This is a genomic window from Rhizobium sp. BK008, assembly GCF_014197345.1.
Lineage (GTDB): Bacteria > Pseudomonadota > Alphaproteobacteria > Rhizobiales > Rhizobiaceae > Rhizobium > Rhizobium anhuiense.
Genome location: NZ_JACIFK010000001.1, coordinates 292,453 through 315,984, shown reverse-complemented (window position 1 = coordinate 315,984; position 23,532 = coordinate 292,453). Strand labels below are relative to the sequence as shown.

The following is a 23,532-nucleotide window of genomic DNA, read 5'->3' as shown; positions in this document are numbered from 1 at the left end:
CTCCTTCTCGCCCCGTGGCCTACCACTCTCCCGGCCAGGGGCGCTCCTGCTTGATGGTTGCTACTGCGCGTCAGTTTGTCCTGTCAGAGCAATGGCCTTCAAAGACGTTCAAACCTGCCTCGGCGGGTTTCCATGACTTCCTCCTCCCTTTGCAATGCGCCCCTGCGACCTGCGCAGGGGCGTCAAAGAGGTCACTCGGCAGCCAGCAGTTGGTCAACGCGACCAATACCGGCAGCGTCGAAGGCAGCAAAAATCTCCGCTTCTGCCTTGTCGCCAAGGCTCTTCAGCGGCTCGCGGATCGTGGCGTGGTCCAGGATACCGCGGTGCACGAGGCCGAGTTTCAGGGCCACGGTGCCTTCCATATGAGAGCCGCGATGATAGACGGCACGCGTCACCGGAAGAAGGCGCTCGAAGATCTTGCGCGCTTCCGGATAGTCCTGCGCCTTGCCGGCTTTGATCAGGTCGATGAGCAACTCCGGCGCGATATTGCCATAGCCGACGAGCAGGCCATCGACATCGAACATGGTTGGCAGCAGCCATTCATCGTGGCAGCTCAGAACCTGCAGCTTTGGATTGGCCTTCTTCAGCTCTGGAATTTCGACATACCAGCGCTTCATATTGCGCACGCCGTTCTTGGTGGCGACGACGCCTTCCTGTGTGGCAATCGCAAGCTGTGTATCGAGATCGTAAGATGCCTTGGTGGCGTCGGGATATTGGAACAGGATGCACTGGAGGCCGGACTCCTGCCAGATTGCCTTGTAGCGATCCTGAGGCGCTCCCTTCTGAAAGCCGAAACGCAGCCAGCCGTGGTTGGGATAGACGAGTGCGCCGGTGGCACCCGCGGCTTTGCATTTCCTGGCCTCTTCAGCGGCGACCTTCGTGCCTTCACCGGTAATCCCGGCAATGATCGGAACGGCACCGTCGACTGCTTCAACATATGTGCGGATGAGAGCAAGGCGCTCCTCTTCCGTGAGGAAGGTGCCCTCGCCGGCATGGCCGAGGATGACGAGGCTTTTGACGCCTTCCATCGAGACCAGCCATTTGGCGAGCTTGGCGTTGGCTTTGTGATCAACTTCGCCGTCACGGGTGAAAGCGGTAACGGGGGCCGGGCTCAGCCCGCGCATATCCATCGGTTGCATATTGGTCTCCTCCTTCGTGCGATCGCGGTTCACTCGCGATCGCTATAGGATCGTTTACGGGAACGTTCCCACTATCGTTCTTGAATTTCCTGGAGTCAATATCTTTTTTGGTGCATGCTGAGAGCGGCGGCCCAATGCCGACTCGTATGGAAAAGGCTCAATGAATTCAAAAGCGGATGAAGTTCCGGGACAGACCCGCGTCACTATTCACGGCGTGGCTGCCGCAGCCGGCGTCTCCAAGTCTACCGTGTCCCGCATTCTGGACGAGAGGCTTCCGCGCTCCGACAGTGAGACCGCGCGGCGCGTGCGCAAGGTTGCCGAAGAGCTCGGATACGTTCGCGATGTTTCTGCTGCGAGCCTCAGGCGCGGCAACACGATGACGGTCGGGGTGATTGTACCCAGGCTGACGGATACGGTCATGGCCATGCTTTACGAAGCGCTGGCCAAGGCCTGCAGCCGTAGTGGCCGCTTCGCGATTGTCGCAACGACCGACGACAAGCCAAGAGCAGACCGGCTTGCGGCCGAGTCTCTGTTGAAGCGGGGTGTCGATGGATTGATTCTTTCGACGGCGCGGGAAGACGATGACTTTCCGGACGAGCTGGCAAAACGCGGCATTCCCTATGTCCTGGCGCTCCGAACGGATGGCCACAGCCTCTCGTCAGTCGGCGATGACAGGCTCGGTGGCTACCTCGCGGCCCGCCATCTCCTCGATCTCGGCCACCGCAGAATTGGCGTCATTGCCGGTCCATCCTATGCCTCCAGTTCGCGGGGGCGCGTGGAGGGTTTCCGCCACGCCCTGGAAGAGGCTGGATTGAATGCAGATCCCTCATACATCATTCCCTCGACATTCGGCATCGAGTCCGGTGCGGTAGCCGTCGAGACACTGATGCATCTCAGTCCACGTCCAACCGCCGTTTTCGCCGTCAACGACAATACTGCCATCGGCGCTTTGTCGGGACTGACGAAACTTGGCCTTTCCGTGCCGCAGGATATCTCGATCATAGGCTATAACGACATTCCGATTGTCAGCCACCTCCCCACACCGCTCACGACACTACGGGTGCCGTTCGAGCAAATTGCATCAAACGCCCTTGATCTTCTTGCAGGTGACAACAGTCCTGCCGAGGAGCGCATTCGGATCTCGGCCCCAACCCTCATTCCAAGGAAATCGACGGCACCGTTGCGTTGAAAGGTCGCGAAGTCGCGCGCTTCCGCTATCTGCACCCGATTGCTCGGGTGGATGCGATCACTCTATTCTCCAACAAAGGCCAGCTGTTTCGCAGACCAAGCCGCCCTCATGCGGCCGCCGCATAGAGGAAGGACCCCAGCATGCCGGAACCGCTCAAGAACCTGCTGCATGAAGCGCTGGTCGGCGATATGGCCGATCGTATTGGTGGCAACGCGTCGGCTTTCGACAGAGACCGTTTCGTGACGCTGGCGACCAATGGCCTCACGGCGCTGGAACTGATGGAGCGCTCGGCGCTGATCCGCGACGCCCTGTTTGCCACGCTTCCCGATGATTTCCGCGAGGCCGCAGCCATTCTGATGGCAAGCCTGCCCGCCACCGGCAGGCCGGGGCTCTCCGGCTGGATGCTGTTGCCGGTCAATCAGTTCATCGCTGCGCGCGGCCTTGATCATTTCGATCTCGGCCTCGACCTGCTGAAGGCGCTGACGCCGCATTTCACGGCCGAATTCGGCATCCGGCAATTCATCCACCGCGACCAGCAACGTGCACTCGCCATCATTTCCGGCTGGGTCGGCGATCCCGACCGGCATGTGCGCCGGCTGGCAAGCGAGGGAACGCGGCCACGCCTCCCCTGGGCCATGCGCCTGCCGCAGCTCGTAAAGGACCCGGCGCCGATCCTGCCCATCCTGACCGCGCTGATGGATGACCCGGAGGATTATGTACGCCGTTCCGTCGCCAACAGCCTGAACGACGTCGCCAAGGATCACCCCGATATGGTCGCCGCCTTTATCGCCGCCCATATCGATGCCGCTTCGCCCGAACGCCGCTGGCTGCTGAAACACGCCTCGCGCACGCTTCTGAAGAAGGGCCACGCGCAGGCGCTCGCCAATTTCGGCTTCGCCGCCACCGCTTCGCTCCAATGCGAATTACGGCTCGTAAACGGTGAGGTGATGTTCGGCGAAGGGTTGGATTTCGAAATCCGGTTGACGAATGCCGGCGAGGTCCCGCAATCGCTGATGATCGACTACGCCATCCACCATGTGAAGGGCGACGGTTCGCTCTCGCCCAAGGTCTTCAAGTGCAAGACGATCACGCTCGCGCCCGGGCAAAGCCAGACGATTGAGCGCCGCCACGCCATGCGGCCAATCACGACGCGGCGCTATTATCCCGGCAAACACCGCATCGCCATCCTCGTCAACGGCGCGGAGACCGCATCGGAAAGCTTCGTCCTCGTTATGCCCTCAGCTGACCCAGGCTAAGGCTTTCTTGTGCACCGCACTTGACTTTCCACGCGAACTAGCCCAAATGCGGGTCAGCTTTCACCCTTCCGGCCGCCGCGTGAGCGTGCCCCTGCTAAAAAATACGGACGCAGGAAGAAGGGACAAAAGCGCATTTCGATAGAGCGCCGCACTCCCATGAGCGGCCAGAAGCGCTGGAAAGCTTTTTCCAACTCACAAGTTCCCACTTCACGCGGGGTTCTTGACGCCAGAATGAAACCGGATCGCATGGTGCGTTCCGGCAATAGTCGTTGTGGCGCCCCGAAAGGTTATGCCTTGACTAATTTTGAATCGCTTGGTGTCTCCAAGCCGATCGTCGCTACTTTGTTCCAGCTCGGCATCGAAACGCCGACACCCATCCAGGAACATGCCATTCCTCTCCTCCTCGAAGGCCGCGACCTGATCGGCCTCGCCCAGACCGGCACAGGCAAGACCGCCGCTTTCGGCCTGCCTCTCATCGAAAAGCTGCTCGCCGACGAACGGCGTCCCGACAACCGCACGACGCGGACGCTGATCCTGGCCCCGACCCGCGAACTGGTGAACCAGATCGCCGAGAGCCTGAAGAAGTTCATCCGCAAGTCGCCGCTGCGCATCAATGTCGTCGTCGGCGGCGTTTCGATCAACAAGCAGCAGCTTCAACTCGAAAAGGGTACCGATATCCTCGTTGCCACGCCTGGCCGCCTGCTCGACCTCGTCAATCGCCGCGCGATCACGCTGACCACGGTCCGCTATCTCGTGCTCGACGAAGCCGACCAGATGCTCGACCTCGGCTTCGTGCATGATCTGCGCAAGATCGCCAAGATGGTGCCCAAGAAGCGCCAGACCATGCTCTTCTCGGCCACCATGCCGAAGGCGATCGCCGATCTCGCCGGCGAATACCTCGTCGATCCCGTCAAGGTCGAAGTTACGCCTCCGGGCAAGGCTGCCGACAAGGTCGAACAATACGTCCATTTCGTCGGCGGCAAGAACGACAAGACGGAACTGCTCCGCAAGTCGCTGACTGAAAACCCGGATGGCCGCGCCATCGTCTTCCTGCGCACCAAGCACGGTGCGGAAAAGCTGATGAAGCATCTCGAGAACATCGGCTATTCCGTTGCCTCGATCCATGGCAACAAGAGCCAGGGTCAGCGCGAACGGGCGCTGAAGGCCTTCCGCGACGGCAGCATCAAGACGCTGATCGCCACCGACGTCGCCGCCCGCGGCATCGATATCCCGGCCGTCAGCCACGTCTACAACTACGATCTGCCTGAGGTGCCCGACGCCTATGTCCACCGCATCGGCCGCACGGCGCGCGCCGGCCGCGACGGCATCGCCATCGCCTTCTGCGCCCCTGACGAAGCCAAGCTGCTGCGTGACATCGAACGCCTGATGGGCATCGATATCACCGTCGCAAGCGGCGAACCTCCGGCAAACATGAATGCCACACCCCGTCGTGCCAACGGCAACGGCAACAACCGCAATCGCAATGGCGGCCAGGGTCGCGAAAGTAATGGTCGCGGCGAAGGCCGTGGCGACCAGAATCGCTCCGAGCATCGCGGCAGCCGCCAGGAGCGCCGCCCGCGCCCCGAGCGCCCGACCAGCCGTAACGAGGATTTCCGCGGCCAGCGCCGCGGCGAAGTGACCCCGGATCTCGGTCCTGATAACGATCTGGTCGCAACCTCCGACTTCCGCCCCTCGGCAAAGCCGCAGCGTCCGGCGCATCACGGCGCCCACGCCAATGGCGAACCGAGCGGTCATCACCGCGGCAATAATCGCCATGCCCACGGCCGCCCGGCCCGCAAGCACGGCGAAGACCGCGGCCCGCAGCAGGCCCAGGGCGGCGAACCACGCCGCGACGGCAACGGCGGCAACCGCCGCGGTGGCTCAGGCTCCCGCAACGGCAGCGGCCAGCGCCGCGAACGCGCCTGATCGTTGAACGACTGAAAAGCGGAAAGGCCGGGGATATCTCCGGCCTTTTTGTTATCTCCGCATCATGCTTTCCGAGAATCGGAATCGATTTTCAGAAAGCATGATGCGAGGGTTGAAAGTGTTAGGGTGTCTTTTCTGCGTCCGAAAGAACGCACAGGCTCTATACCTCGACCGGCCTATGCTCGCTGACCGCCCGGCGGTTGGTGAGATAAACGCCTGTCACGACCACCACGGTGCCGAGGATCAACGGCAGGGTCAGCGGTTCCCCGAAGGCGATGAAGGCCTCGAGCGCGACGGTCGGCGGCATCAGGTAGATCAGCGAGGCGGCGCGGGACACCTGGCCGCGACGGATCAGATGAAGCAGCAGTCCGACCCCGCCCATCGACAGGCCGAAAACCGACCAAATGAGCGCGCCATAGGCCTGCGCGGCGCCGTCGAAATGCTGATGCTCGAAGATGAGCGAAAGCGGCAGGGTGAGGATCAGCGCGCCGATATATTGCAGGGTCGCGATCGTTCTGAGGTCACCGGATTGCAGGTGTTTCTTCTGGTAGAGCGTGCCGTAGGTGACGGCCGCCATGGCGACGAGGTTGATCGCCAGCGGCAGGGCGGCATGGGTGAGATCGGCGGTCGCCGGATCGAGCAGCTTCGGCGAAATCGCAATGGCAATGCCGATGAAGCCGAGAGCAAGGCCAAGTTTCTGTGCCTGCTGCAAGCGCTCGCCGATGAGGAAAGGAGCCGCCATCGCCGTCAACAGCGGCTGCAGCGCCGCGATGATGCCCGATATGCCGGCCGGCACCCCGTTGGCGATCGCCCACCAGAGACCGGCGAGATAGAAACCATGCAGGAAGAAACCGGAATAGATGGCGCGCAGCGCTGTCGCCCGGCTTTTGGGCCATCGCGCCCGCACCGCCAGGCAGAGCGCCAGAAACGCCGCCGCCGACAGCGCGTAACGTATCGAAAGAAAGGTGAAGGGCTCGGAATGCAGCGAGGCATATTTCGCCACCACCCAGCCCGTGGACCAGAGCAGGACGAAAACGGCGGGGGCAAGGCGATCGAGGGACATGGCGGCTCGCAATAAAAGCTTCGCTGTGCTGATAGCGGCACCCCGTAGCCGCAGTCAAAGGCGAAGCGTTGATGCTTATTTGAAATTTCGCTGATGCAAGGACCCGATGGCGGTTCTGCAGAGGTCGGCGAGCCTCGCGCGCATGGCCATATTCGATCGCCTTGGCTGAACGAAAAACGGTCATATGCTCAGATTTTACGCAGGCACCTTGGATGAATATCCGTCATGCCGCAGCGCATCACGTTAAATGCCCAGATTTTCACCCGTTTCTCGCAGCGCAAAATCTTTTCCCCGAACTGCGCATGGTTCTTGCATTGCCATTTGCGTTGTATTCAAATGAACAAAAAAGGGGAGCCGCGCTTTTGGCATTTGATGAAATGATTACCGGGGACGAAAGCCCTCGCCCGCCTTATGACAAATACTTCGAGTGGTACAACAGCCAAGACCGGGCGCATCTGATTGCCAAGTCCCGCGATGCGGAAAACATCTTCCGGAAGACCGGCATCACATTCGCGGTCTACGGCCATGCCGACAGTTCCGAAAAACTCATCCCCTTCGACATCATTCCCCGCATCATCTCCGCCCGCGAATGGCGCAAGCTCGCCCAGGGCATCGAGCAGCGGGTAATCGCACTCAACGCTTTTCTGGACGATATCTACCATAAGCAGGAGATCATCCGCGCCGGCCGCATCCCGCGCGAACTGATCGAGAACAACGTCACCTTCATCCCCGAGATGATCGGCTTCCGTCCGCCCGGCGGCGTCTACACCCATATCGTCGGCACCGACATCGTGCGCACCGGCGAGGACCAGTTTTACGTGCTTGAGGACAACGCCCGCACGCCCTCCGGTGTCAGCTACATGCTGGAAAACCGGGAAACCATGATGCAGATGTTCCCGGAACTGTTCCACAAGAACAAGGTGCAGCGTGTCGAGGATTATCCCTATCTCTTGCGCCAGAGCCTCGCCTCGCTTGCTCCTCCCGGCTGCACCGGCAAGCCGCGCGTCGCGGTGCTGACCCCCGGCATCTACAATTCGGCCTATTACGAGCATTCCTTCCTCGCCGACATGATGGGCGTCGAACTGGTCGAGGGCTCGGATCTGCGCGTCATCGACGGCAAAGTGAAGATGCGGACGACCCGCGGTTACGAGGCGATCGACGTGCTCTACCGCCGCGTCGACGACGACTTCCTCGATCCCCTGACCTTCCGGGCCGATTCCGCGCTCGGCATTCCCGGCATCATGGATGTCTACCGTTCCGGCAACATCACCATCGCCAATGCGCCGGGCACCGGCATTTGCGACGACAAGGCGATCTATTCCTATATGCCCGAGATCGTCGAATTCTATACCGGCCGCAAGGCCCTGCTCGAAAACGTGCCGACCTGGCGTTGTTCGGAAGCATCAAGCCTGAAATACGTGCTGGAACATCTGGAGGAGCTGGTCGTCAAGGAAGTGCACGGTTCCGGCGGCTACGGCATGCTTGTGGGACCGACGGCATCGAAGAAGGAACGCGCCGATTTCGCCGAGAAGCTGAAGGCCAAGCCGAACAATTACATCGCCCAGCCGACGCTGTCGCTCTCCACCGTGCCGATCCTCGTCAACAAGGGCATCGCGCCGCGCCATGTCGACCTTCGCCCCTATGTGCTTGTATCCGACAAGGTTCAGATCATTCCGGGCGGGCTCACCCGCGTGGCGCTGAAGCAAGGCTCGCTGGTGGTCAATTCCAGCCAGGGCGGCGGCACCAAAGACACCTGGGTATTGGAGGACTGATGCTCGGAAGAACCGCAAACGGCCTCTACTGGATGTTCCGTTACATCGAGCGTGCCGAAAATATCGCCCGCCTGATCGATGCCGGGTTGCGCATGTCGCTGACCCGCAGCAGCACAGGCGATGACAACTGGGATGGCGTGCTGCAAAGTGCCGGCGTGCGCGAGGCCTATGACGAGGGCCACACGAAGCTGACGAACGCCGACGCGATCGACTATCTCCTGCGCGATCGCGCCAATCCGTCGAGCGTCATGTCCTGCATCGAGTCCGGCAGAAACAATGCCCGCATGGTGCGCACGGCTCTGACGCGCGAGACCTGGGAAGCCACCAACGAATGCTGGATCGAGCTGAAGTCTCTGCTCGAAAAGCGCGTCAAGGCGGCCGACATGCCGGAGGTGATCGACGTCATCAAGCGCCGTGCCGGCCTCATCCGCGGCGCCTTCCACGGCTCGACACTGCGCAACGAACTCTATAATTTCGCCCGCATCGGCACCTTCATCGAGCGGGCCGATAATACCAGCCGCATCCTCGACGTGAAATATTACGTGCTGCTGCCCTCGGTCTCATCAGTCGGCTCCTCTCTCGACAATGTGCAGTGGGAATCGATCCTGCGCTCGGTCTCCGCACACCGGGCCTATAGCTGGGCCTATGACGGCGAATACCGGGCGATGAACATCGCCGACTTTCTGACGCTGAATGTGCAGATGCCGCGCTCGCTTGCCTATTGCTATGAGAAGATCGTCAGCAATCTCGGCTATCTCGCCACGGATTACGGGGAGCGGCTCGCCGCTCACGATACGGCGGACGCAATCCGCACCACACTGCAGACGAGAGCGATCCGGGATATCATGGATCAGGGCCTGCACGAATTCCTGGAGGATTTCGTCGCGCGCAACAACAAGCTCGGTGCGGAAATTTCCGACGGCTACCGGTTCTATGTATAAGCGGATCAGAACATGAGAATGAAGATCAGCCATCTCACCGAATACCGCTACGACGGACCGACGCAGTTCTCGCTGCAACGGCTGAGGTTGACGCCGCCGACGAGCCCCCATCAGAAAGTCCTCACCTGGGCGCTGAACGTAGAGGGTGCCGTACCCGAGGTCGAGTATGACGACCAGTACGGCAATCACGTCAATCTGGTCTCGCTGGAAGGCGAGCAGGACGTGACGCGCATTCTCGCCGAAGGCGAGGTCGAGACGGAGGACAACAACGGCGTCACCGGCCCGCATACCGGCTTCTGCCCGCTTTGGCTGTTTCTGCGCGACACGCCGCTGACCAAGGGCGGCAAGCTGGTCAAGGAACTGATCAAGGGTGTCGGAGGCGATAACGAGCTTGCCCGCATGCATGCGCTGATGGCGGCAATCCACGAGACGGTCGACTACAAGCCCGGCACCAGCAACACCGAGACGACGGCCGAACAGGCGCTGGAGAAGAAGAGCGGCGTCTGCCAGGACCACGCGCACATTTTCATTGCCGCCGCCCGCGCCCTGCAGGTGCCGGCGCGTTACATCTCGGGCTATCTTATGATGGAAGAGAAGGTCGAGCAGGCGGCGACCCATGCCTGGGCCGAGGCCCATATTCCCGGCCTCGGCTGGGTCGGCTTCGATCCCGCCAACGAGATCTGCCCGGATGCCCGGTACGTCAGGATCGCCTCCGGCCTCTGCTACCGCGACGCCGCGCCGATTTCAGGCATGCGCATCGGTACGCCGGGCGAAACGTTGTCGGTCACCGTGAAGGTAGAAGACGGCGGCCAGATGCAAAGTCAAAGCCAGAGCTGACTGGACACTCCCGAAATCCACCTTATTTCGGGAGGCGTCGCACGTCAAAATTGCCGCCATCTTCTCATTGAACAAGTGCAAAAAAGGCGGGGTGATGCCCCGCCTTTCATCGATTTCCAATCCTGGATCTACGCTGTCAGTGGCTGTCCTTACCGACAGCGTTTCCGCGACATCCCTTGAGGAAGTCGAGGTCCGCACCGGTATCGGCCCCCTCGACATGCTGCTGATGCAGGAAGGCATAGCCTGATTTGGGCAGATCGTGGTTCGGCTGCCATTCGGCGAGCCGCCGCGCCAGTTCTTCCTCGGAAATGTCGAGATGCAGGCGACGGTTCGGCACATCCAGCTCGATCATGTCGCCATTTTTCACGACCGCCAGCGGTCCGCCGACGGCTGCTTCCGGAGAGGTGTGCAGCACGACGGTGCCGTAAGCCGTTCCGGACATGCGCGCGTCGGAAATGCGCACCATGTCGAGGATGCCCTTCTTCAGCACCTTCGGCGGCAGCCCCATGTTGCCGACCTCGGCCATGCCGGGATAACCCTTCGGCCCGCAGTTCTTCATGACCATGATGCAAGTTTCGTCGATGTCGAGATTATCGTCGTTGATCTTGGCCTTGTAGTCGTCGATGTCCTCGAACACCACGGCCCTGCCCCGGTGCACCAGGAGATGCGGCGAGGCGGCCGAAGGCTTCAACACCGCGCCCTTCGGCGCGAGATTGCCGCGCAGCACGACGATGCCGCCCGAAGATGTCAGCGCCTTTTCAGCCGGCAGGATGACGTCCTCGTTCCAGTTGATGACCTCCTTGACCTCGTCCCAGACGGTTTCGCCGGAGACCGTCAGCGCATCCTTGTGCAGAAGACCTGCCTCGCCGAGGCGCTTCAGCACCACCGGCAGGCCGCCCGCATAGAAGAACTCTTCCATCAGGTATTTGCCCGACGGCATCAGGTTGACGATTGTGGGAACGTCGCGGCCGCAGCGGTCCCAGTCATCAAGCGAAAGATCGATGCCGACACGGCCGGCGATGGCGAGCAGGTGGATGACGGCATTGGTCGATCCGCCGATGGCCGCGTTGGTGCGGATGGCGTTCTCGAAAGCCTGCTTCGTCATGATGTCGGAGGGCTTCAGGTCGTCCTTGACCATCTGGACGATCCGCCGGCCGGTGAGCTGCGCCATGACCTTGCGGCGGGAATCAACGCCCGGGATCGCGGCATTACCTGACAGTGCCATGCCGAGCGCCTCGGCCATGGAAGCCATGGTGGACGCGGTGCCCATGGTGTTGCAGGTGCCCGACGAACGGCTCATCGAGGCTTCCGCCTCGAGGAATTCGGCCTGCGTCATCTCGCCGGCCTTCACCATTTCGGAAAACTTCCACAGATGCGTGCCCGAGCCGACGCGTTCGCCACGGAAATAGCCGTTCAGCATCGGTCCGCCGGTGACGACGATCGACGGCAGGTCGCAGGAAGCCGCTCCCATGAGAAGCGACGGCGTGGTCTTGTCGCAGCCGACCAGCAGCACGCAGCCGTCCATCGGCTGGCCGCGGATCGCCTCTTCCACCGCGAGCGCGGCAAGGTTGCGATACATCATCGCGGTCGGGCGGAAGGTGTTTTCCGACGCCGAGAATACCGGCACCTCAAGCGGGAAGCCGCCGGCCTCCCATACGCCCGCCTTCACCTTTTCGGCGAGTTCTCTGAGATGACCGTTGCACGGGGTCATATCCGACCAGGTGTTGAGGATGCCGATCACCGGCCGGCCATCGAACAGGTCGTGCGGATAACCCTGGTTCTTAAGCCAGCCGCGGTGATAAATCACATCGCGGCTCGTGCCGCCGTACCATTCCTGCGACCTCAGCTTGCGCGGCCATTCCGCTTTCTTCTTCATCGTCTCTATCCTTCAGGATGTCGCCGGACCGCCTCGTACGGTCCGGGACATCGCCTTTGTTTCAAGCCAGCGTGTAGGCGGTCTTGACGGTTGTGTAGAATTCGGCGGCGTATTTGCCCTGCTCGCGCGGGCCATAGGACGAACCTTTGCGGCCGCCGAAGGGAACGTGGAAATCGACGCCTGCCGTCGGCAGGTTGACCATCACCATGCCGGCCTCGGAATTGCGCTTGAAGTGCGTCGCATGTTTCAGGCTGGTCGTGGCGATGCCGGCCGAAAGGCCGAACGGCGTGTCGTTGGCGATGGCAAGCGCCTCGTCGTAATCCTTCGCCCGGATCACCGAGACCACAGGCCCGAAGATCTCCTCGCGCGAAATCCGCATCTGGTTGGTCGCTTCGGTAAACAGCGTCGGCTGCAGATAGAAGCCGGGCGTGTCGCGCGAGATGACCTCGCCGCCGAAGGCGAGTTTGGCGCCTTCCGACTTGCCGATCTCGATATAGTCGGTATCGGTCTTCAGCTGCCGCTCATCGACGACCGGACCGATATGGGTGCCGGCCTTCAGCGCGTTGTCGACGACCAGCGTCTTCAGCTTGTCGGTGAGCGCTGCGACGAACTTGTCGTGAATGCCCTCGGTGACGATCAGGCGCGACGACGCCGTGCAGCGCTGGCCGGTGGAGAAGAAGCCGGAATTGGCGGCGGCCTCGACGGCGACGTTGAGGTCGGCATCGTCGAGCACGACCATCGGGTTCTTGCCGCCCATTTCCAGCTGGAACTTGCGGTTATGCTCGATGGAGGCGGCGGCGACACGCCGGCCGGTGCCGGTGGAACCGGTAAAGGTGATGCCGTGAACGTCGGGGCTTTCGAGCATGGCCTGACCGACGACCGAGCCCTTGCCCATGACGAGGTTCAAGACGCCCTTCGGCAGGCCGGCGCGGTTGAGGATATCGACAATCGCCCAGGAACAGGCGGGCACCAGTTCGGCCGGCTTGAAGACGATGGTGTTGCCGTAGCAGAGTGCCGGCGCGATCTTCCAGGCGGGGATGGCGATCGGGAAATTCCACGGCGTGATGATGCCGATGACGCCAAGCGCCTCGCGGGTGATCTCGACGCCGATGTTCGGGCGAACCGAGGGGAGGACCTCGCCAGCCAGCCGCAGCGCTTCGCCGGCGAAGAATTCGAAAATCTGCGAGGCGCGGATCACTTCACCGGTGGCTTCCGGCAGCGTTTTGCCTTCCTCGCGGGCGAGCAGCGCGCCGAGTTCGTCCTTCCGCGCCATGATCTCGTCGCCGGTCTTCTTCAGGATGACGTGGCGTTCCCAGATGCCGGAACGCGACCAGGCCGGGAAAGCGGCCTTGGCGGCGGCAATGGCGTTTCTGGTGTCTTCAGCGCTGCCGTCGGCATAGAGGCCGACGACTTCGTTCGTGTCCGACGGATTGATATTCTTCGTCGCGTTCGAGCCGACCCATTCGCCGGCGATCAGGTTTTGATAAATGGTCATGGGCTTAACAAGCCTCCTTTACCGTTTACGAGCATGATCCGGCCGCCGGATGCGGCCAGGTCTTGAAATCAGAGCTGCCGGACGGCGATCTCTTCCTCGGCGGCCACTGCAAGCGGATTGCGGAGCGGCAGGCCGAATTCGGCGACTTCGATCTCGAAGATGTCGCCCTCTTCGGTCTTGACGCCATCGGCAAAGGAAAGGGTCGCCGTGCCGAACATATGGACATGAACATCGCCCGGCACACGGAAGAGGCCGTATTTGAAATGGTGATATTCGAGATTGGCGAAGGTGTGCGACATGTTCGCCTCACCGGAGAGGAACGGCTTTTCGAAGATCACCTTGTCGCCGCGCTTGATGCGCGAGGTGCCGCGAATATCGTCCGGGGCGGCGCCGATGCGGATTTCCGGACCATAGGCGGCCGGGCGCAGTTTGGAGTGGGCCAGATAGAGATAGTTGATCCGCTCGGTGACGTGGTCCGAAAACTCGTTCGACAGCGCAAAGCCGATGCGGAACGGCGAGCCGTCCTTGGAAATCACGTAAATGCCAGCCATTTCAGGCTCTTCGCCGCCGTCGAGCGCGAAGGACGGCGAGATCAGCGGGGCGCCGGGGGCTGCCGTGCCATAGCCGTTGCCCTTGTAGAACCATTCGGGCTGCACGCCCTTCTCGCCGGCCTTCGGCTTGCCGTTCTCCAGCCCCATCTTGAACATCTTCATCGAGTCCGTCAGGGTTTCCTCGGCGGCTTCGGTGGTTTTCTTGTGCATGGAATCGCGCGTTGCCGCCGATCCCAGATGCGTCAGGCCGGTGCCGGTCAGATGCAGGTGGGCGGCATCGGGATGGGTGATCGGCGGAAGGAAGCGGCCCTCCGCATAGGCCTTTTCAAGATCGACGGCAGCGCCGTAGCCATGGGCCTCGATGACTGAGGCAAGCGACTTGCCGCCGTCTGCGGCTTCCATCGCCAGCGCATAGACGCTGCCGGCATTGTTGACCGACTTTGCAGCGCCGCCCGGCTCACGCACGGCGACGACGATCTCTCCGTTGGCACCTTTGATCTGGGAAATAAGCACGTCTTCGATCCTTCTCGTTTCGGCGAAGACAGGAAAAAGCTCCGCCTGTCCGGCTCCATCAGGAGCCGGAATCCATCATTCATATGACTGCGAATGCCTGGCTGGCGCTTCGGAAGCGGTCAGCCCTTGTTCTTATTATAGACGTCGAAGAACACGGCGGCGAGGAGCACGGCGCCCTTGACCATCTGCTGCGAGTCGGTGCCGAGACCGTGGATCGACATGCCGTTGTTCATGATGCCCATGATCAGCGCGCCGATGACAGCGCCGGTCACCTTGCCGACGCCGCCCTGGGCGGATGCGCCACCGATGAAGCAGGCGGCGATCACGTCGAGTTCAAGACCGAAGCCGCCCTTGGCCGTCGCCGAGTTGAGACGCAGGGCAACGATCAGACCAGCCAGTCCGGCGAGCAGACCCATATTGGCAAAGGTCAGGAAGGTCAGCCGCTCGGTGTTGATACCGGAAAGCTTCGTCGCCTTCTCATTGCCGCCCATGGCGTAGATGCGGCGACCGATCGTCGTGCGGCGGGTAATGAAGGCATAGGCAGCAACCAGGACCAGCATGACCATCAGCACGTTCGGGAAGCCGCGATAGATCGACAGCTGATAGCCGAGCGCCAGAATGGCGAGCGTGACGAGGGCGTTCTGGGCAAGGAAGAAGCCGAGCGGCTCAACGTCGTTGCCATGCTTCTCGTTCGACAGACGCTTGCGCCATGCCAGATAGAAGAGGGCGACGGCGCCGACGACGGTGAGGATGATCGAGGTCGAGTTGATGCCGCCCATATCGAAAGCGTTTGGCAGGAAGCCGATGCTGATCAGCTGGAAGGCCGGCGGGAAAGGACCGATGCTGGTGCCGGTCCCCGATGCCGTCATCACGAACAGCGTCAGGCCGCGGAAGACCAGCATGCCGGCCAGCGTGACGATGAAGGACGGGATTTTGTGATAAGCGACGAAATAGCCCTGGATGCCGCCGACAAGCGCGCCCATGGCAAGACATACGATACCCGCCAGGACATAATTGGTGTGCCATTGCACCGTCATCACGCCGGCGATAGCGCCGATAAAGCCGACGACGGATCCGACCGACAGATCGATATGGCCGGCGACGATGACCAGCAGCATGCCGAGCGCCATGATGACGATGAACGAGTTCTGCAGAATGATATTGGTCAGGTTGAGCGGCCTGAAGAGAACGCCACCGGTCGAGAACTGGAAGAACACCATGATCGCGATGAGCGCGATGAACATGCCATATTCGCGGATGTTGCCGCGAACATAGTCTCCGATGGAGACGACACGCCCCTGCTCAGCGATGGGTTGATTGATCGGTGTCATTGCTTCTTCTCCCCTGAGCGCATGATAGCGCGCATGATGGTTTCCTGGCTTGCTTCTCCCTTCGGCAGTTCAGCGACGATGCGTCCTTCGTTCATCACGTAGATGCGGTCACAAGTGCCAAGCAATTCGGGCATTTCCGACGAGATCATCAGAACGCCCTTTCCATCGGCGGCAAGCTGGTTGATGATAGTATAGATTTCGTATTTTGCGCCAACATCGATGCCGCGCGTCGGCTCGTCGAGGATCAAAACATCGGGATTGGAGAACAACCATTTCGACAGCACCACCTTCTGCTGGTTGCCACCGGAAAGATTGACCGTCTCCTGGAAGATGCTGGAGGAGCGGATGCGCAGCTTCGAGCGATAGTCGGTCGCAACCCGCGATTCCTTGACGCTGTCGATGACGGACGCATTCGACACCGCCTTCAAATTGACGAGCGTCGTGTTGTGCAGGATCGTGTCGTTGAGCACGAGGCCGAGCTGCTTGCGGTCTTCGGTAACGTAGGCGAGACCCGCGTCGATCGCCCTGCGCACGGTACTGACGTCGACCGGCTTGCCGTACATCAGCGCCTCGCCCGAGATCTTGTGGCCATAGGCCTTGCCAAACAGGCTCATGGCGAATTCGGTGCGCCCTGCCCCCATCAGGCCGGCGATGCCGACGACCTCGCCCTTCCGGACTGTGATGTTGATATTGTGCAGAACCTGGCGGTCGCGGTGCTGCTGGTGATAGGCGTTCCAGTTCTTCACTTCGAGAATGGTTTCGCCGATCGGCACCGAACGCGGCGGATAGCGGTCTTCGAGATCGCGGCCGACCATGTTGCGGATGATGATGTCTTCGCTGATTTCGTCCGCGTGACAGTCGAGCGTCTTGACGGTCATGCCGTCGCGCAGGACCGTGATCTGGTCGGCGACCTTGCGGATCTCGTTCAGCTTATGGGAAATGATGATCGAGGTGATGCCCTGCTTGCGGAACTCCATCAGCAGGTTGAGCAGAGCGTCGGAATCGCTTTCGTTGAGCGAGGCCGTGGGCTCGTCGAGGATGAGCAGCTTCACGCTCTTCGACAGCGCCTTGGCGATCTCGACCAGCTGCTGCTTGCCGACGCCGATGTCGGTCACCAAAGTGTTCGGAGATTCCTGCAGGCCAACCTTCTTGAGCAGCTGCTTCGTGCGGTTGAACGTCTCATCCCAGCTGATGACGCCGTTCTTGGCGTTCTCGTTGCCGAGGAAGATGTTTTCGCCGATCGACAGCAACGGCACGAGCGCCAGTTCCTGGTGGATGATGACGATGCCGATTTCTTCGGAGTCCCTCAGGGCCTTGAAGTTGCGCGTCTCGCCTTCATAGACGATGTCGCCTTCATAGCTGCCGGTGGGATAGACGCCTGATAGCACTTTCATCAGGGTCGATTTGCCGGCCCCGTTTTCGCCCACCAATGCGTGGATCTCACCCTGGCGAACCTTGAGGTTCACGTTCTCCAGCGCCTTGACGCCCGGGAACGTCTTGGTGATGCTCCGCATCTCGAGGATGGTATTGTCCATAGTCAAAGTTCCAGCGCCCCCAGCCGTTTAATGGCCGGGTAATCATAAAATCGAAGGCCGGAACCCGCAAGCGCGGGCTCCGGCCTCCTGCTCAACTTACTTCAGCTTGTCTTCGGTGTAGTAACCGCTGTCGACGAGGATCTGCTTGTAGTTGGTCTTGTCGACGGCAACCGGCTTCAGCAGATAGGACGGAACGACCTTGACGCCGTTATCGTAGGTCTTCGTGTCGTTGACTTCAGGCTCCTTGCCGGACATCACGGCATCGACCATGGCAACGGTGACCTTGGCGAGTTCGCGGGTGTCCTTGAAGATCGTCGAATGCTGTTCGCCAGCAATGATCGACTTGACCGACGGGATTTCAGCGTCCTGACCGGTGACGATCGGCAGCGGCTGGGCCGCAGTACCGTAACCAACGCCCTTCAGCGAGGAAATGATACCGATCGACAGACCGTCATAGGGAGACAGGACGGCATCAACCTTGGCATCGGTGTAGTTAGCCGAGAGCAGGTTGTCCATGCGGGCCTGGGCCGTTGCCGGATCCCAACGCAGCGTGCCGACCTTGTCCATGCCGGTCTGGCCGGACTTCACGACGAGCTTGCCACTGTCGATGTAGGGCTGCAGGACGGACATTGCGCCATCATAGAAGAAGAAGGCGTTGTTATCGTCCGGCGAACCGCCGAAGAGTTCGATGTTGAACGGGCCCTTGCCATCCTTGAGGCCGAGGCCGTCAACGATGGAGCCAGCCTGCAGAACGCCGACCTGGAAGTTGTCGAAGGTTGCGTAGTAGTCGACGTTGCCCGAATCGCGGATCAGACGGTCATAAGCGATGACCTTGATACCGGCATCGTGTGCCTTCTGGAGAACGTCGGAAAGCGTCGTGCCGTCGATCGAAGCGATGACGAGAACCTTGACGCCCTTGGTCACCATGTTTTCGATCTGCGAAAGCTGGTTCGGAATGTCGTCGTCGCCATACTGCAGGTCAGTGCCGTAACCGGCAGCCTGGAGCTGCTTGACGATGTTGTTGCCGTCGTCGATCCAGCGGGCCGAAGCCTTGGTCGGCATCGCGATACCGACAGTGCCTTTGTCCGCGGCGAGCGCCGGTGCAACGAACGAAGCGACGCCGAAGGCAGCCGCAGCCATCAATGAGATAATGGATTTCATTTCTCTCTCCCTTGTTAATAGAGCAGCGGACGAAAAATCGCCCGCCCCGAAACTGTGGCAGGTTCCGTATTGGATAGTTACTTCAGATGGTGAGAAACGAAGTAGGTCTCCTCCACGATCTCACACGTGTTGAGTGCCAACCAGCACACGGCGGCAAACTGGTATGGATTCCTATAACTGTCAAATAGAATAAGTGCTAACGTGCATAACAATTTTGGTATATCGTTAAAAAGTATTACTTTTGATGGAGCGCAGCGAGGAGGCTGCAACCATGACGATCGTTTCCGAGCCATTTTCGATGGACTACGTCGATATCCACAGTGATAATTTCGGCGATGACAGCCTTTTGCGTGCAGGACTTAAGCTGAATCACCTGCGGATGATCGTCGCAATCGAAGATAGTGGACAGATTTCCGCAGCTGCGGAAGTCCTGAACATCTCGCAGCCGGCCGCGTCGCGCATGTTGTCGGAAATGGAATCAATCACCAAGACCTCGCTCTATGAGCGCGTGGCCCGCGGCGTGGTGCTGACGACCTTCGGCGCAGCGCTGGCGCGCAGGGCCCGGAAGATCCTTCTGGAGCTGCGCGAGGCGAGCCGCGAGATCGGCGAGCTGAAAAGCGGCAAGGGCGGCTCGGTCTTCATCGGCTCGGTGACCGCACCCGCCATGAGCCTCGTCGTGCCGGCGATCAACAAGGTGCGCAAGGCCTATCCGGGCATTGAGATCAATATCCAGGTGGAGACGAGCAACGTGCTCGCCCGCGAGCTGCTCGCCGCCCGCCACGACTTCATCATCGGCCGCATCCCCGACGATCTCAACCCGCGCCTCTTCGAGGTGACGGAGATCGGTATCGAGCGGGCTTGCCTGATCGTGCGCGACCGCCACCCGCTGATGAAACAGAAGGTGAGCAGCCTTTCCGACGTCAGGGATTATGACTGGGTGTTCCAGCCGCCGGGCACGCTGCTGCGCCGCACGATCGAGGACGTTTTCCTGTCGCGTGGCGTGGCGCTGCCGGAGAATATCGTCAACACCTCGTCGCTGCTTCTGACCTGCGCCATCATCTGCGAAACCGATGCGATCGCGCCCGTCGCCGTCGACGTCGCCCAGTTCCTGGCGAGCCAGAGCTCGAATGCCTCCGATGTGCGCATGCTGCCGATCGATTTCGACATCAACGTCAAGCCCTACAGCATGATCACCGCGAGAGAACGGGCGCTGCCGCCGAGCGCAAGGCTGCTCTACGACATCATCCTCGAGGAGAGCCGCAAGCAGGCCGGCTGACAAGCCGGCGGACAAGCCCGCAAGCCCTGCGCCATCTTGCTCTCTTCTAATACCTGCTTCGAAAGGGAGGCGTGATGCTGTTCGGGCAGTCGGTATTTCAATCAGTCCTCGAGCGGCTGAAGGCGGAGGACGAGACGGCCGAAGACGCCGATGCGCCGGCCGCCCATCGCGTTTCCGGCCTCGGCACCGGCCTTGCCTTCGATGTCATGGAGGGCGTCTCAGCTGCCTCGCAGCGCGTCGGCCAGGCCTATTTCGACAATCTGGATCTCGATGCCGCCGCTGGGGTCGTGGAAAAGCCGGCGCCTGCGCCTCCAGCCGAGCCCGCCATGCCGGATCATCTCGCCCGCACGACACCGCAGGAGGTTGCCGCCGAACTGGCGATCTCCGCCGCCGATACGCCGCTGACACTGCGCGAGAAGCGCCGCGCCTTCGCCCGGGCCAATCACCCCGATGGCGTCGCGCTGCCCTTCCGCGACAATGCGACGAAGCGGATGATGCTGGCCAACCTGCTGATCGACGAAGCACTGCGCCGAATCGGCCGCTGACTATTCCGCGGGCCCGTCCTTCGAAGGTTTTTCAGCGGTCGCCGCGGGTTCGTCCTCGTCCTCGGCGTCGGGCTGCACGGGTGGCTCGATGACCGGCGGCTGCGGATTGAAGGTCCAGAACAACATATAGAAGGAATAGGCGCCTGCCCCGCCCGCGAGCACGCCCCAGAACGGATCGCCGGTGACGAATTCGACCACGGCCCAGCCGAAGCAGACGGCAATAATGGCAACACGCACCCAAAGATGACGGTATGCCGGATGGTTCGGATCGATGATTTGCATTCCTGCCCCGCGGTCGCATATGTCGCACCGCCTTCGGCCCGTGCTGCGATTGTCTCTAGAACCTTTCCTGATCAGATTAAAGTATTCTCTTGGCTGAAAGACCGGGCATCTTTACGCCAGGATCAGAGACTATCGGCTCTGCCTCGACCAAAACCCGGCCCGGTAGAAGACTTCAATCCGACCAGGAAGGCTCTGGTTCGAATCTTGCAAATGTGAAAGATCCGCGGGCTTGACGTGGTCCGCAGAAGATGGAATGAAAATTCCAGATTTTTGGCAATTCGGTTTATTTGTTCCGAATTCAAGGGAGGTTAGAATGACAGTGAGATTTGGTCTTCTCGGCGCCGGCCGCATCGGCAAGGTCCATGCAAAGGCCGTCAGTGGCGACGCCAATGCGACGCTCGTCGCGGTCGCCGACGCCTTTCCGCAGGCTGCCGAAGCGATCGCCTCCGCCTATGGCTGCGAAGTCCGCACCATCGAGGCGATCGAAGCCGCCAAGGATATCGACGCCGTCGTCATCTGCACGCCGACGGATACACATGCCGACCTGATCGAACGCTTCGCCCGCGCCGGCAAGGCGATCTTCTGCGAAAAGCCGATCGATCTCGACGTCGCCCGCGTCAAGTCCTGCATCAAGGTGGTGGAAGAGACCGGCGCCAAGCTGATGGTCGGCTTCAACCGCCGCTTCGACCCGCATTTCATGGCCGTGCGCAAGGTCATCGACGACGGCAAGATCGGCGATGTCGAGATGGTGACGATCACCTCGCGCGACCCCGGCGCCCCGCCGGTCGATTACATAAAGCGCTCGGGCGGCATCTTCCGCGACATGACGATCCATGACTTCGACATGGCCCGCTTCCTGCTCGGCGAAGAGCCGGTCTCGGTTCTGGCGACCGCTGCCGTGCTCGTCGACAAGGCGATCGGCGAAGCCGGCGACTATGACAGCGTCTCGGTGATCCTGCAGACGAAATCGGGCAAGCAGGCGGTGATCTCCAACTCCCGCCGCGCCACCTACGGCTATGACCAGCGCATCGAAGTGCATGGCGCAAAGGGCATGGCTGCGGCCGAAAACCAGCGTCCTGTTTCGATCGAGGTGGCAAACGGCGACGGCTACACCCGCCCGCCGCTGCATGATTTCTTCATGACCCGTTACACCGAAGCCTATGCCAACGAGATCGCAGCCTTCATCGCCGCGATCGAGAAGGGTTCGAAGATCTCGCCGTCTGGCGCAGATGGCCTCGCAGCGCTGGCGCTCGCCGATGCCGCGGTTCAGTCCGTCAAGGAAGGCAAGCTCATCAAGATCGGCTGACGGCCCTCTCCCGACCGGAAGCCATGCATGAGATGGCCGGGCATTTGCCCGGCCATTTCGCGTTTGGTGGCGTTTGACTCTATGTCGGAGAAAGGACACCTGCTCCCCATGCATTTCAGCAACGCGCCCTCATTCCGCGCTCTGTACGCCCGAGAGTACGATATCCTGATCGATCACCGATAGCGCCCGGTTCAGATGGCCTTCGAAGACGAGGATCTGTTCTTCGGGGACCACCCTGATCTCGGGCATGCCCTCCATGCGCACGACATGCGATTGCCCGAGGCCCTCTTCGATCCCCTGGCGGAGAAGGTCGTAATAACGTGTGCCCGGGCCCGTGATGGCGATCGGCATGCGCTCGGTCAGGCTCAGCATGCGCGACAGGCCGTTGCCGAGCGCCAGCCCTGCCTGGCGGAAGGCGAAGGCGGAGATGCGGTGACCCTGGCGCGCCTTGGCGGCGATCTTGTCGAGTTCCGCCACCGGCACGAATTTGGCCGGGATGGTATCGAGCGGCACTTCGAAGGCGCTGCGCAGGATGGCGTAAAAACCGGCATAGGCCTCGATGCAGCCGCGTGTGCCGCAGCGGCAGAGGCCGCCATTGGCCATATGCAGCATGTGCCCGAAATTGGGGGCCGAGATCTCCTGGCCCGTCTGGTTGCCGCGCCGGACGATGCCGAGCCCGATGCTGTGGCCGAGCGAAAGGGCGGCGAGCGAGCGGAAATCGGCGCCCTTCATATTTTCTTCACGCGCGCCGAGCGCTGCGGCGACTAAAAGCGTCTCGTTATCCAGGATTACCTTGGCCTGCCATTCCGGCCGGAGCGCCGATTCGAAATCGATCTGCTCGCTGCCGAAGATGGGCGACCAGACTAGAACCGGCTCGGTGGAGTTGACCAGCCCCTTGCTGCTGATCGAGATCAGCAGCACCTTTTCCTGCGTAATCTTCGAACGATCGAGAATGCGCGAAAGCCCGGCGCGTACTGCTGCGACGAAGCGCACGGCACCCGCCGGATCATGCGAACGCTCCTCGCTGAAGCGGTCGATCAGCTTGCCGGCATAATCCACAAGCGAATATTGCACCGCATCCGAGGAGATGATGACGACGATGAGATAGCCGCAATCGCGCCGCTGGCGCAAAAGCACGCGCGGCCGGCCACGCCCGCTTGCCGGCTGCTGCTCGGATTTCTCGATGATCTGGGCTTTTTCCAAGTCGGCGGTGATCGCCGAGATGGTGGCTGAGGAAAGCCCGGTGGAATCGGATATTTCGGTATGGGCGAGCGCGCCGTGGCGGCGCAGCACGGACAGCACGAGCACGCTGTTTCTCTGCCGGACCAGCTCCGTGCTCGACTTGGTCAGCATGAATGCCGCCCTCTCCTCCTGCTTGCTCTTCCCGTGGTTTCCACTGCATCTCCGGCTGCTGTTGCGCAAGCGAATTAAGCCGGTAGTGCAGTGTTGACAGTTGAAAAAATCTCTGACACTAAATTTCTCGACTGTCGAGAAAAAAATCCAAACCTTTCCCGACAGGCTTTTTCGCGGTGGCCGGA

Annotated in this window: 19 protein-coding genes; 9 read left to right on the top strand and 10 right to left on the bottom strand. The window is 61.1% G+C overall.

The genetic code is table 11. The features are described 5' to 3' along the window. Positions 1-191 precede the first annotated feature (191 nt). Positions 192-1,139 (bottom strand): dihydrodipicolinate synthase family protein, encoded by a 948-nt coding sequence (locus tag FHT69_RS01440; protein ID WP_047611424.1) that lies wholly within the window; start codon positions 1,137-1,139, stop codon positions 192-194. 160 nt (positions 1,140-1,299) lie between these two features. On the opposite strand from FHT69_RS01440, the gene FHT69_RS01435 reads away from it, so the two are divergent. The 3 genes from FHT69_RS01435 (at position 1,300) to FHT69_RS01425 (ending at position 5,510) form a co-directional block, all read left to right on the top strand. Further along, complete coding sequence (locus FHT69_RS01435) at positions 1,300-2,328, top strand: LacI family DNA-binding transcriptional regulator (protein ID WP_097542044.1); 1,029 nt, start codon at positions 1,300-1,302, stop codon at positions 2,326-2,328. A 140-nt stretch (positions 2,329-2,468) separates the two neighbouring features. Beyond that, positions 2,469-3,584: a DNA alkylation repair protein gene (locus FHT69_RS01430; protein ID WP_183904806.1), complete on the top strand. Its 1,116-nt coding sequence runs from the start codon at positions 2,469-2,471 to the stop codon at positions 3,582-3,584. A 246-nt stretch (positions 3,585-3,830) separates the two neighbouring features. After that, complete coding sequence (locus FHT69_RS01425) at positions 3,831-5,510, top strand: DEAD/DEAH box helicase (RefSeq protein WP_063474464.1); 1,680 nt, start codon at positions 3,831-3,833, stop codon at positions 5,508-5,510. A 160-nt stretch (positions 5,511-5,670) separates the two neighbouring features. Here the strand turns inward: FHT69_RS01425 and FHT69_RS01420 are convergent, their stop codons facing one another. Next, positions 5,671-6,573, bottom strand: coding sequence for a DMT family transporter (locus FHT69_RS01420; protein WP_183903264.1), 903 nt, complete (start codon positions 6,571-6,573; stop codon positions 5,671-5,673). A gap of 362 nt (positions 6,574-6,935) precedes the next feature. Here FHT69_RS01420 and FHT69_RS01415 point away from each other — a divergent pair, with 362 nt between their 5' ends. The 3 genes from FHT69_RS01415 to FHT69_RS01405 are packed head-to-tail and all read left to right on the top strand — an operon-like array spanning position 6,936 to position 10,123. After that, positions 6,936-8,345 carry a circularly permuted type 2 ATP-grasp protein gene (locus FHT69_RS01415; protein ID WP_047611432.1) on the top strand — a complete coding sequence of 470 codons (1,410 nt, stop codon included), beginning with the start codon at positions 6,936-6,938 and terminating at the stop codon, positions 8,343-8,345. Then, the gene (locus tag FHT69_RS01410; RefSeq protein WP_047611433.1) at positions 8,345-9,286 is read left to right on the top strand and encodes an alpha-E domain-containing protein; all 942 of its coding nucleotides are present in this window, start codon (positions 8,345-8,347) and stop codon (positions 9,284-9,286) included. Before FHT69_RS01415 ends, FHT69_RS01410 begins: the two co-directional genes overlap by 1 nt. 12 nt (positions 9,287-9,298) lie before the next feature. Further along, the gene (locus FHT69_RS01405; RefSeq protein WP_063474461.1) at positions 9,299-10,123 is read left to right on the top strand and encodes a transglutaminase domain-containing protein; all 825 of its coding nucleotides are present in this window, start codon (positions 9,299-9,301) and stop codon (positions 10,121-10,123) included. Positions 10,124-10,259: 136 nt separating this feature from the next. On the opposite strand, the gene araD is transcribed toward FHT69_RS01405, so the two are convergent. The 6 genes from araD to chvE all read right to left on the bottom strand — a co-directional run bounded on the left by araD (position 10,260) and on the right by chvE (position 18,585). Further along, positions 10,260-11,999, bottom strand: a complete 1,740-nt coding sequence (gene araD / locus FHT69_RS01400; protein ID WP_047611438.1) for an L-arabinonate dehydratase — start codon at positions 11,997-11,999, stop codon at positions 10,260-10,262. Positions 12,000-12,060: 61 nt separating this feature from the next. Further along, positions 12,061-13,494 carry an aldehyde dehydrogenase family protein gene (locus FHT69_RS01395; RefSeq protein ID WP_047611439.1) on the bottom strand — a complete coding sequence of 478 codons (1,434 nt, stop codon included), beginning with the start codon at positions 13,492-13,494 and terminating at the stop codon, positions 12,061-12,063. Positions 13,495-13,562: 68 nt separating this feature from the next. Continuing rightward, a complete protein-coding gene (gene araD1, locus FHT69_RS01390) occupies positions 13,563-14,558 on the bottom strand; it encodes an AraD1 family protein (protein ID WP_063474460.1) in 996 nt (331 codons plus the stop codon). A gap of 119 nt (positions 14,559-14,677) precedes the next feature. Then, positions 14,678-15,889: a multiple monosaccharide ABC transporter permease gene (gene mmsB, locus FHT69_RS01385; protein ID WP_047614346.1), complete on the bottom strand. Its 1,212-nt coding sequence runs from the start codon at positions 15,887-15,889 to the stop codon at positions 14,678-14,680. Then, positions 15,886-17,424: a multiple monosaccharide ABC transporter ATP-binding protein gene (gene mmsA / locus FHT69_RS01380; RefSeq protein WP_063474459.1), complete on the bottom strand. Its 1,539-nt coding sequence runs from the start codon at positions 17,422-17,424 to the stop codon at positions 15,886-15,888. The genes mmsB and mmsA overlap by 4 nt, the downstream gene beginning before the upstream one ends. A gap of 96 nt (positions 17,425-17,520) precedes the next feature. Then, positions 17,521-18,585, bottom strand: coding sequence for a multiple monosaccharide ABC transporter substrate-binding protein (chvE, locus tag FHT69_RS01375; protein WP_047611463.1), 1,065 nt, complete (start codon positions 18,583-18,585; stop codon positions 17,521-17,523). A 271-nt stretch (positions 18,586-18,856) separates the two neighbouring features. On the opposite strand from chvE, the gene FHT69_RS01370 reads away from it, so the two are divergent. Further along, the gene (locus tag FHT69_RS01370) at positions 18,857-19,861 is read left to right on the top strand and encodes a LysR family transcriptional regulator (protein WP_063474691.1); all 1,005 of its coding nucleotides are present in this window, start codon (positions 18,857-18,859) and stop codon (positions 19,859-19,861) included. 74 nt (positions 19,862-19,935) lie between these two features. Further along, a complete protein-coding gene (locus tag FHT69_RS01365; protein ID WP_063474458.1) occupies positions 19,936-20,406 on the top strand; it encodes a hypothetical protein in 471 nt (156 codons plus the stop codon). Here the strand turns inward: FHT69_RS01365 and FHT69_RS01360 are convergent, their stop codons facing one another. After that, positions 20,407-20,688 (bottom strand): hypothetical protein, encoded by a 282-nt coding sequence (locus tag FHT69_RS01360; protein ID WP_063474457.1) that lies wholly within the window; start codon positions 20,686-20,688, stop codon positions 20,407-20,409. Positions 20,689-21,001: 313 nt separating this feature from the next. On the opposite strand from FHT69_RS01360, the gene iolG reads away from it, so the two are divergent. Further along, positions 21,002-21,994 (top strand): inositol 2-dehydrogenase, encoded by a 993-nt coding sequence (gene iolG / locus FHT69_RS01355; protein ID WP_063474456.1) that lies wholly within the window; start codon positions 21,002-21,004, stop codon positions 21,992-21,994. A 129-nt stretch (positions 21,995-22,123) separates the two neighbouring features. Here the strand turns inward: iolG and FHT69_RS01350 are convergent, their stop codons facing one another. Continuing rightward, complete coding sequence (locus FHT69_RS01350) at positions 22,124-23,347, bottom strand: ROK family protein (protein ID WP_063474455.1); 1,224 nt, start codon at positions 23,345-23,347, stop codon at positions 22,124-22,126. Positions 23,348-23,532: the final 185 nt, after the last annotated feature.

Coding starts and splice junctions, on each gene's coding strand:
- iolG (WP_063474456.1), top strand. CDS start 21,002: ATGACAGTGAGATTTGGTCTTCTCGGCGCCGGCCGCATCGGCAAGGTC.
- FHT69_RS01365 (WP_063474458.1), top strand. CDS start 19,936: ATGCTGTTCGGGCAGTCGGTATTTCAATCAGTCCTCGAGCGGCTGAAG.
- mmsB (WP_047614346.1), bottom strand. CDS start 15,889: ATGACACCGATCAATCAACCCATCGCTGAGCAGGGGCGTGTCGTCTCC.
- FHT69_RS01425 (WP_063474464.1), top strand. CDS start 3,831: ATGGTGCGTTCCGGCAATAGTCGTTGTGGCGCCCCGAAAGGTTATGCC.
- FHT69_RS01360 (WP_063474457.1), bottom strand. CDS start 20,688: ATGCAAATCATCGATCCGAACCATCCGGCATACCGTCATCTTTGGGTG.
- mmsA (WP_063474459.1), bottom strand. CDS start 17,424: ATGGACAATACCATCCTCGAGATGCGGAGCATCACCAAGACGTTCCCG.
- chvE (WP_047611463.1), bottom strand. CDS start 18,585: ATGAAATCCATTATCTCATTGATGGCTGCGGCTGCCTTCGGCGTCGCT.
- FHT69_RS01350 (WP_063474455.1), bottom strand. CDS start 23,347: ATGCTGACCAAGTCGAGCACGGAGCTGGTCCGGCAGAGAAACAGCGTG.
- FHT69_RS01435 (WP_097542044.1), top strand. CDS start 1,300: ATGAATTCAAAAGCGGATGAAGTTCCGGGACAGACCCGCGTCACTATT.
- FHT69_RS01420 (WP_183903264.1), bottom strand. CDS start 6,573: ATGTCCCTCGATCGCCTTGCCCCCGCCGTTTTCGTCCTGCTCTGGTCC.
- FHT69_RS01440 (WP_047611424.1), bottom strand. CDS start 1,139: ATGCAACCGATGGATATGCGCGGGCTGAGCCCGGCCCCCGTTACCGCT.
- FHT69_RS01410 (WP_047611433.1), top strand. CDS start 8,345: ATGCTCGGAAGAACCGCAAACGGCCTCTACTGGATGTTCCGTTACATC.
- FHT69_RS01395 (WP_047611439.1), bottom strand. CDS start 13,494: ATGACCATTTATCAAAACCTGATCGCCGGCGAATGGGTCGGCTCGAAC.
- FHT69_RS01430 (WP_183904806.1), top strand. CDS start 2,469: ATGCCGGAACCGCTCAAGAACCTGCTGCATGAAGCGCTGGTCGGCGAT.
- araD (WP_047611438.1), bottom strand. CDS start 11,999: ATGAAGAAGAAAGCGGAATGGCCGCGCAAGCTGAGGTCGCAGGAATGG.
- FHT69_RS01370 (WP_063474691.1), top strand. CDS start 18,857: ATGACGATCGTTTCCGAGCCATTTTCGATGGACTACGTCGATATCCAC.
- FHT69_RS01405 (WP_063474461.1), top strand. CDS start 9,299: ATGAGAATGAAGATCAGCCATCTCACCGAATACCGCTACGACGGACCG.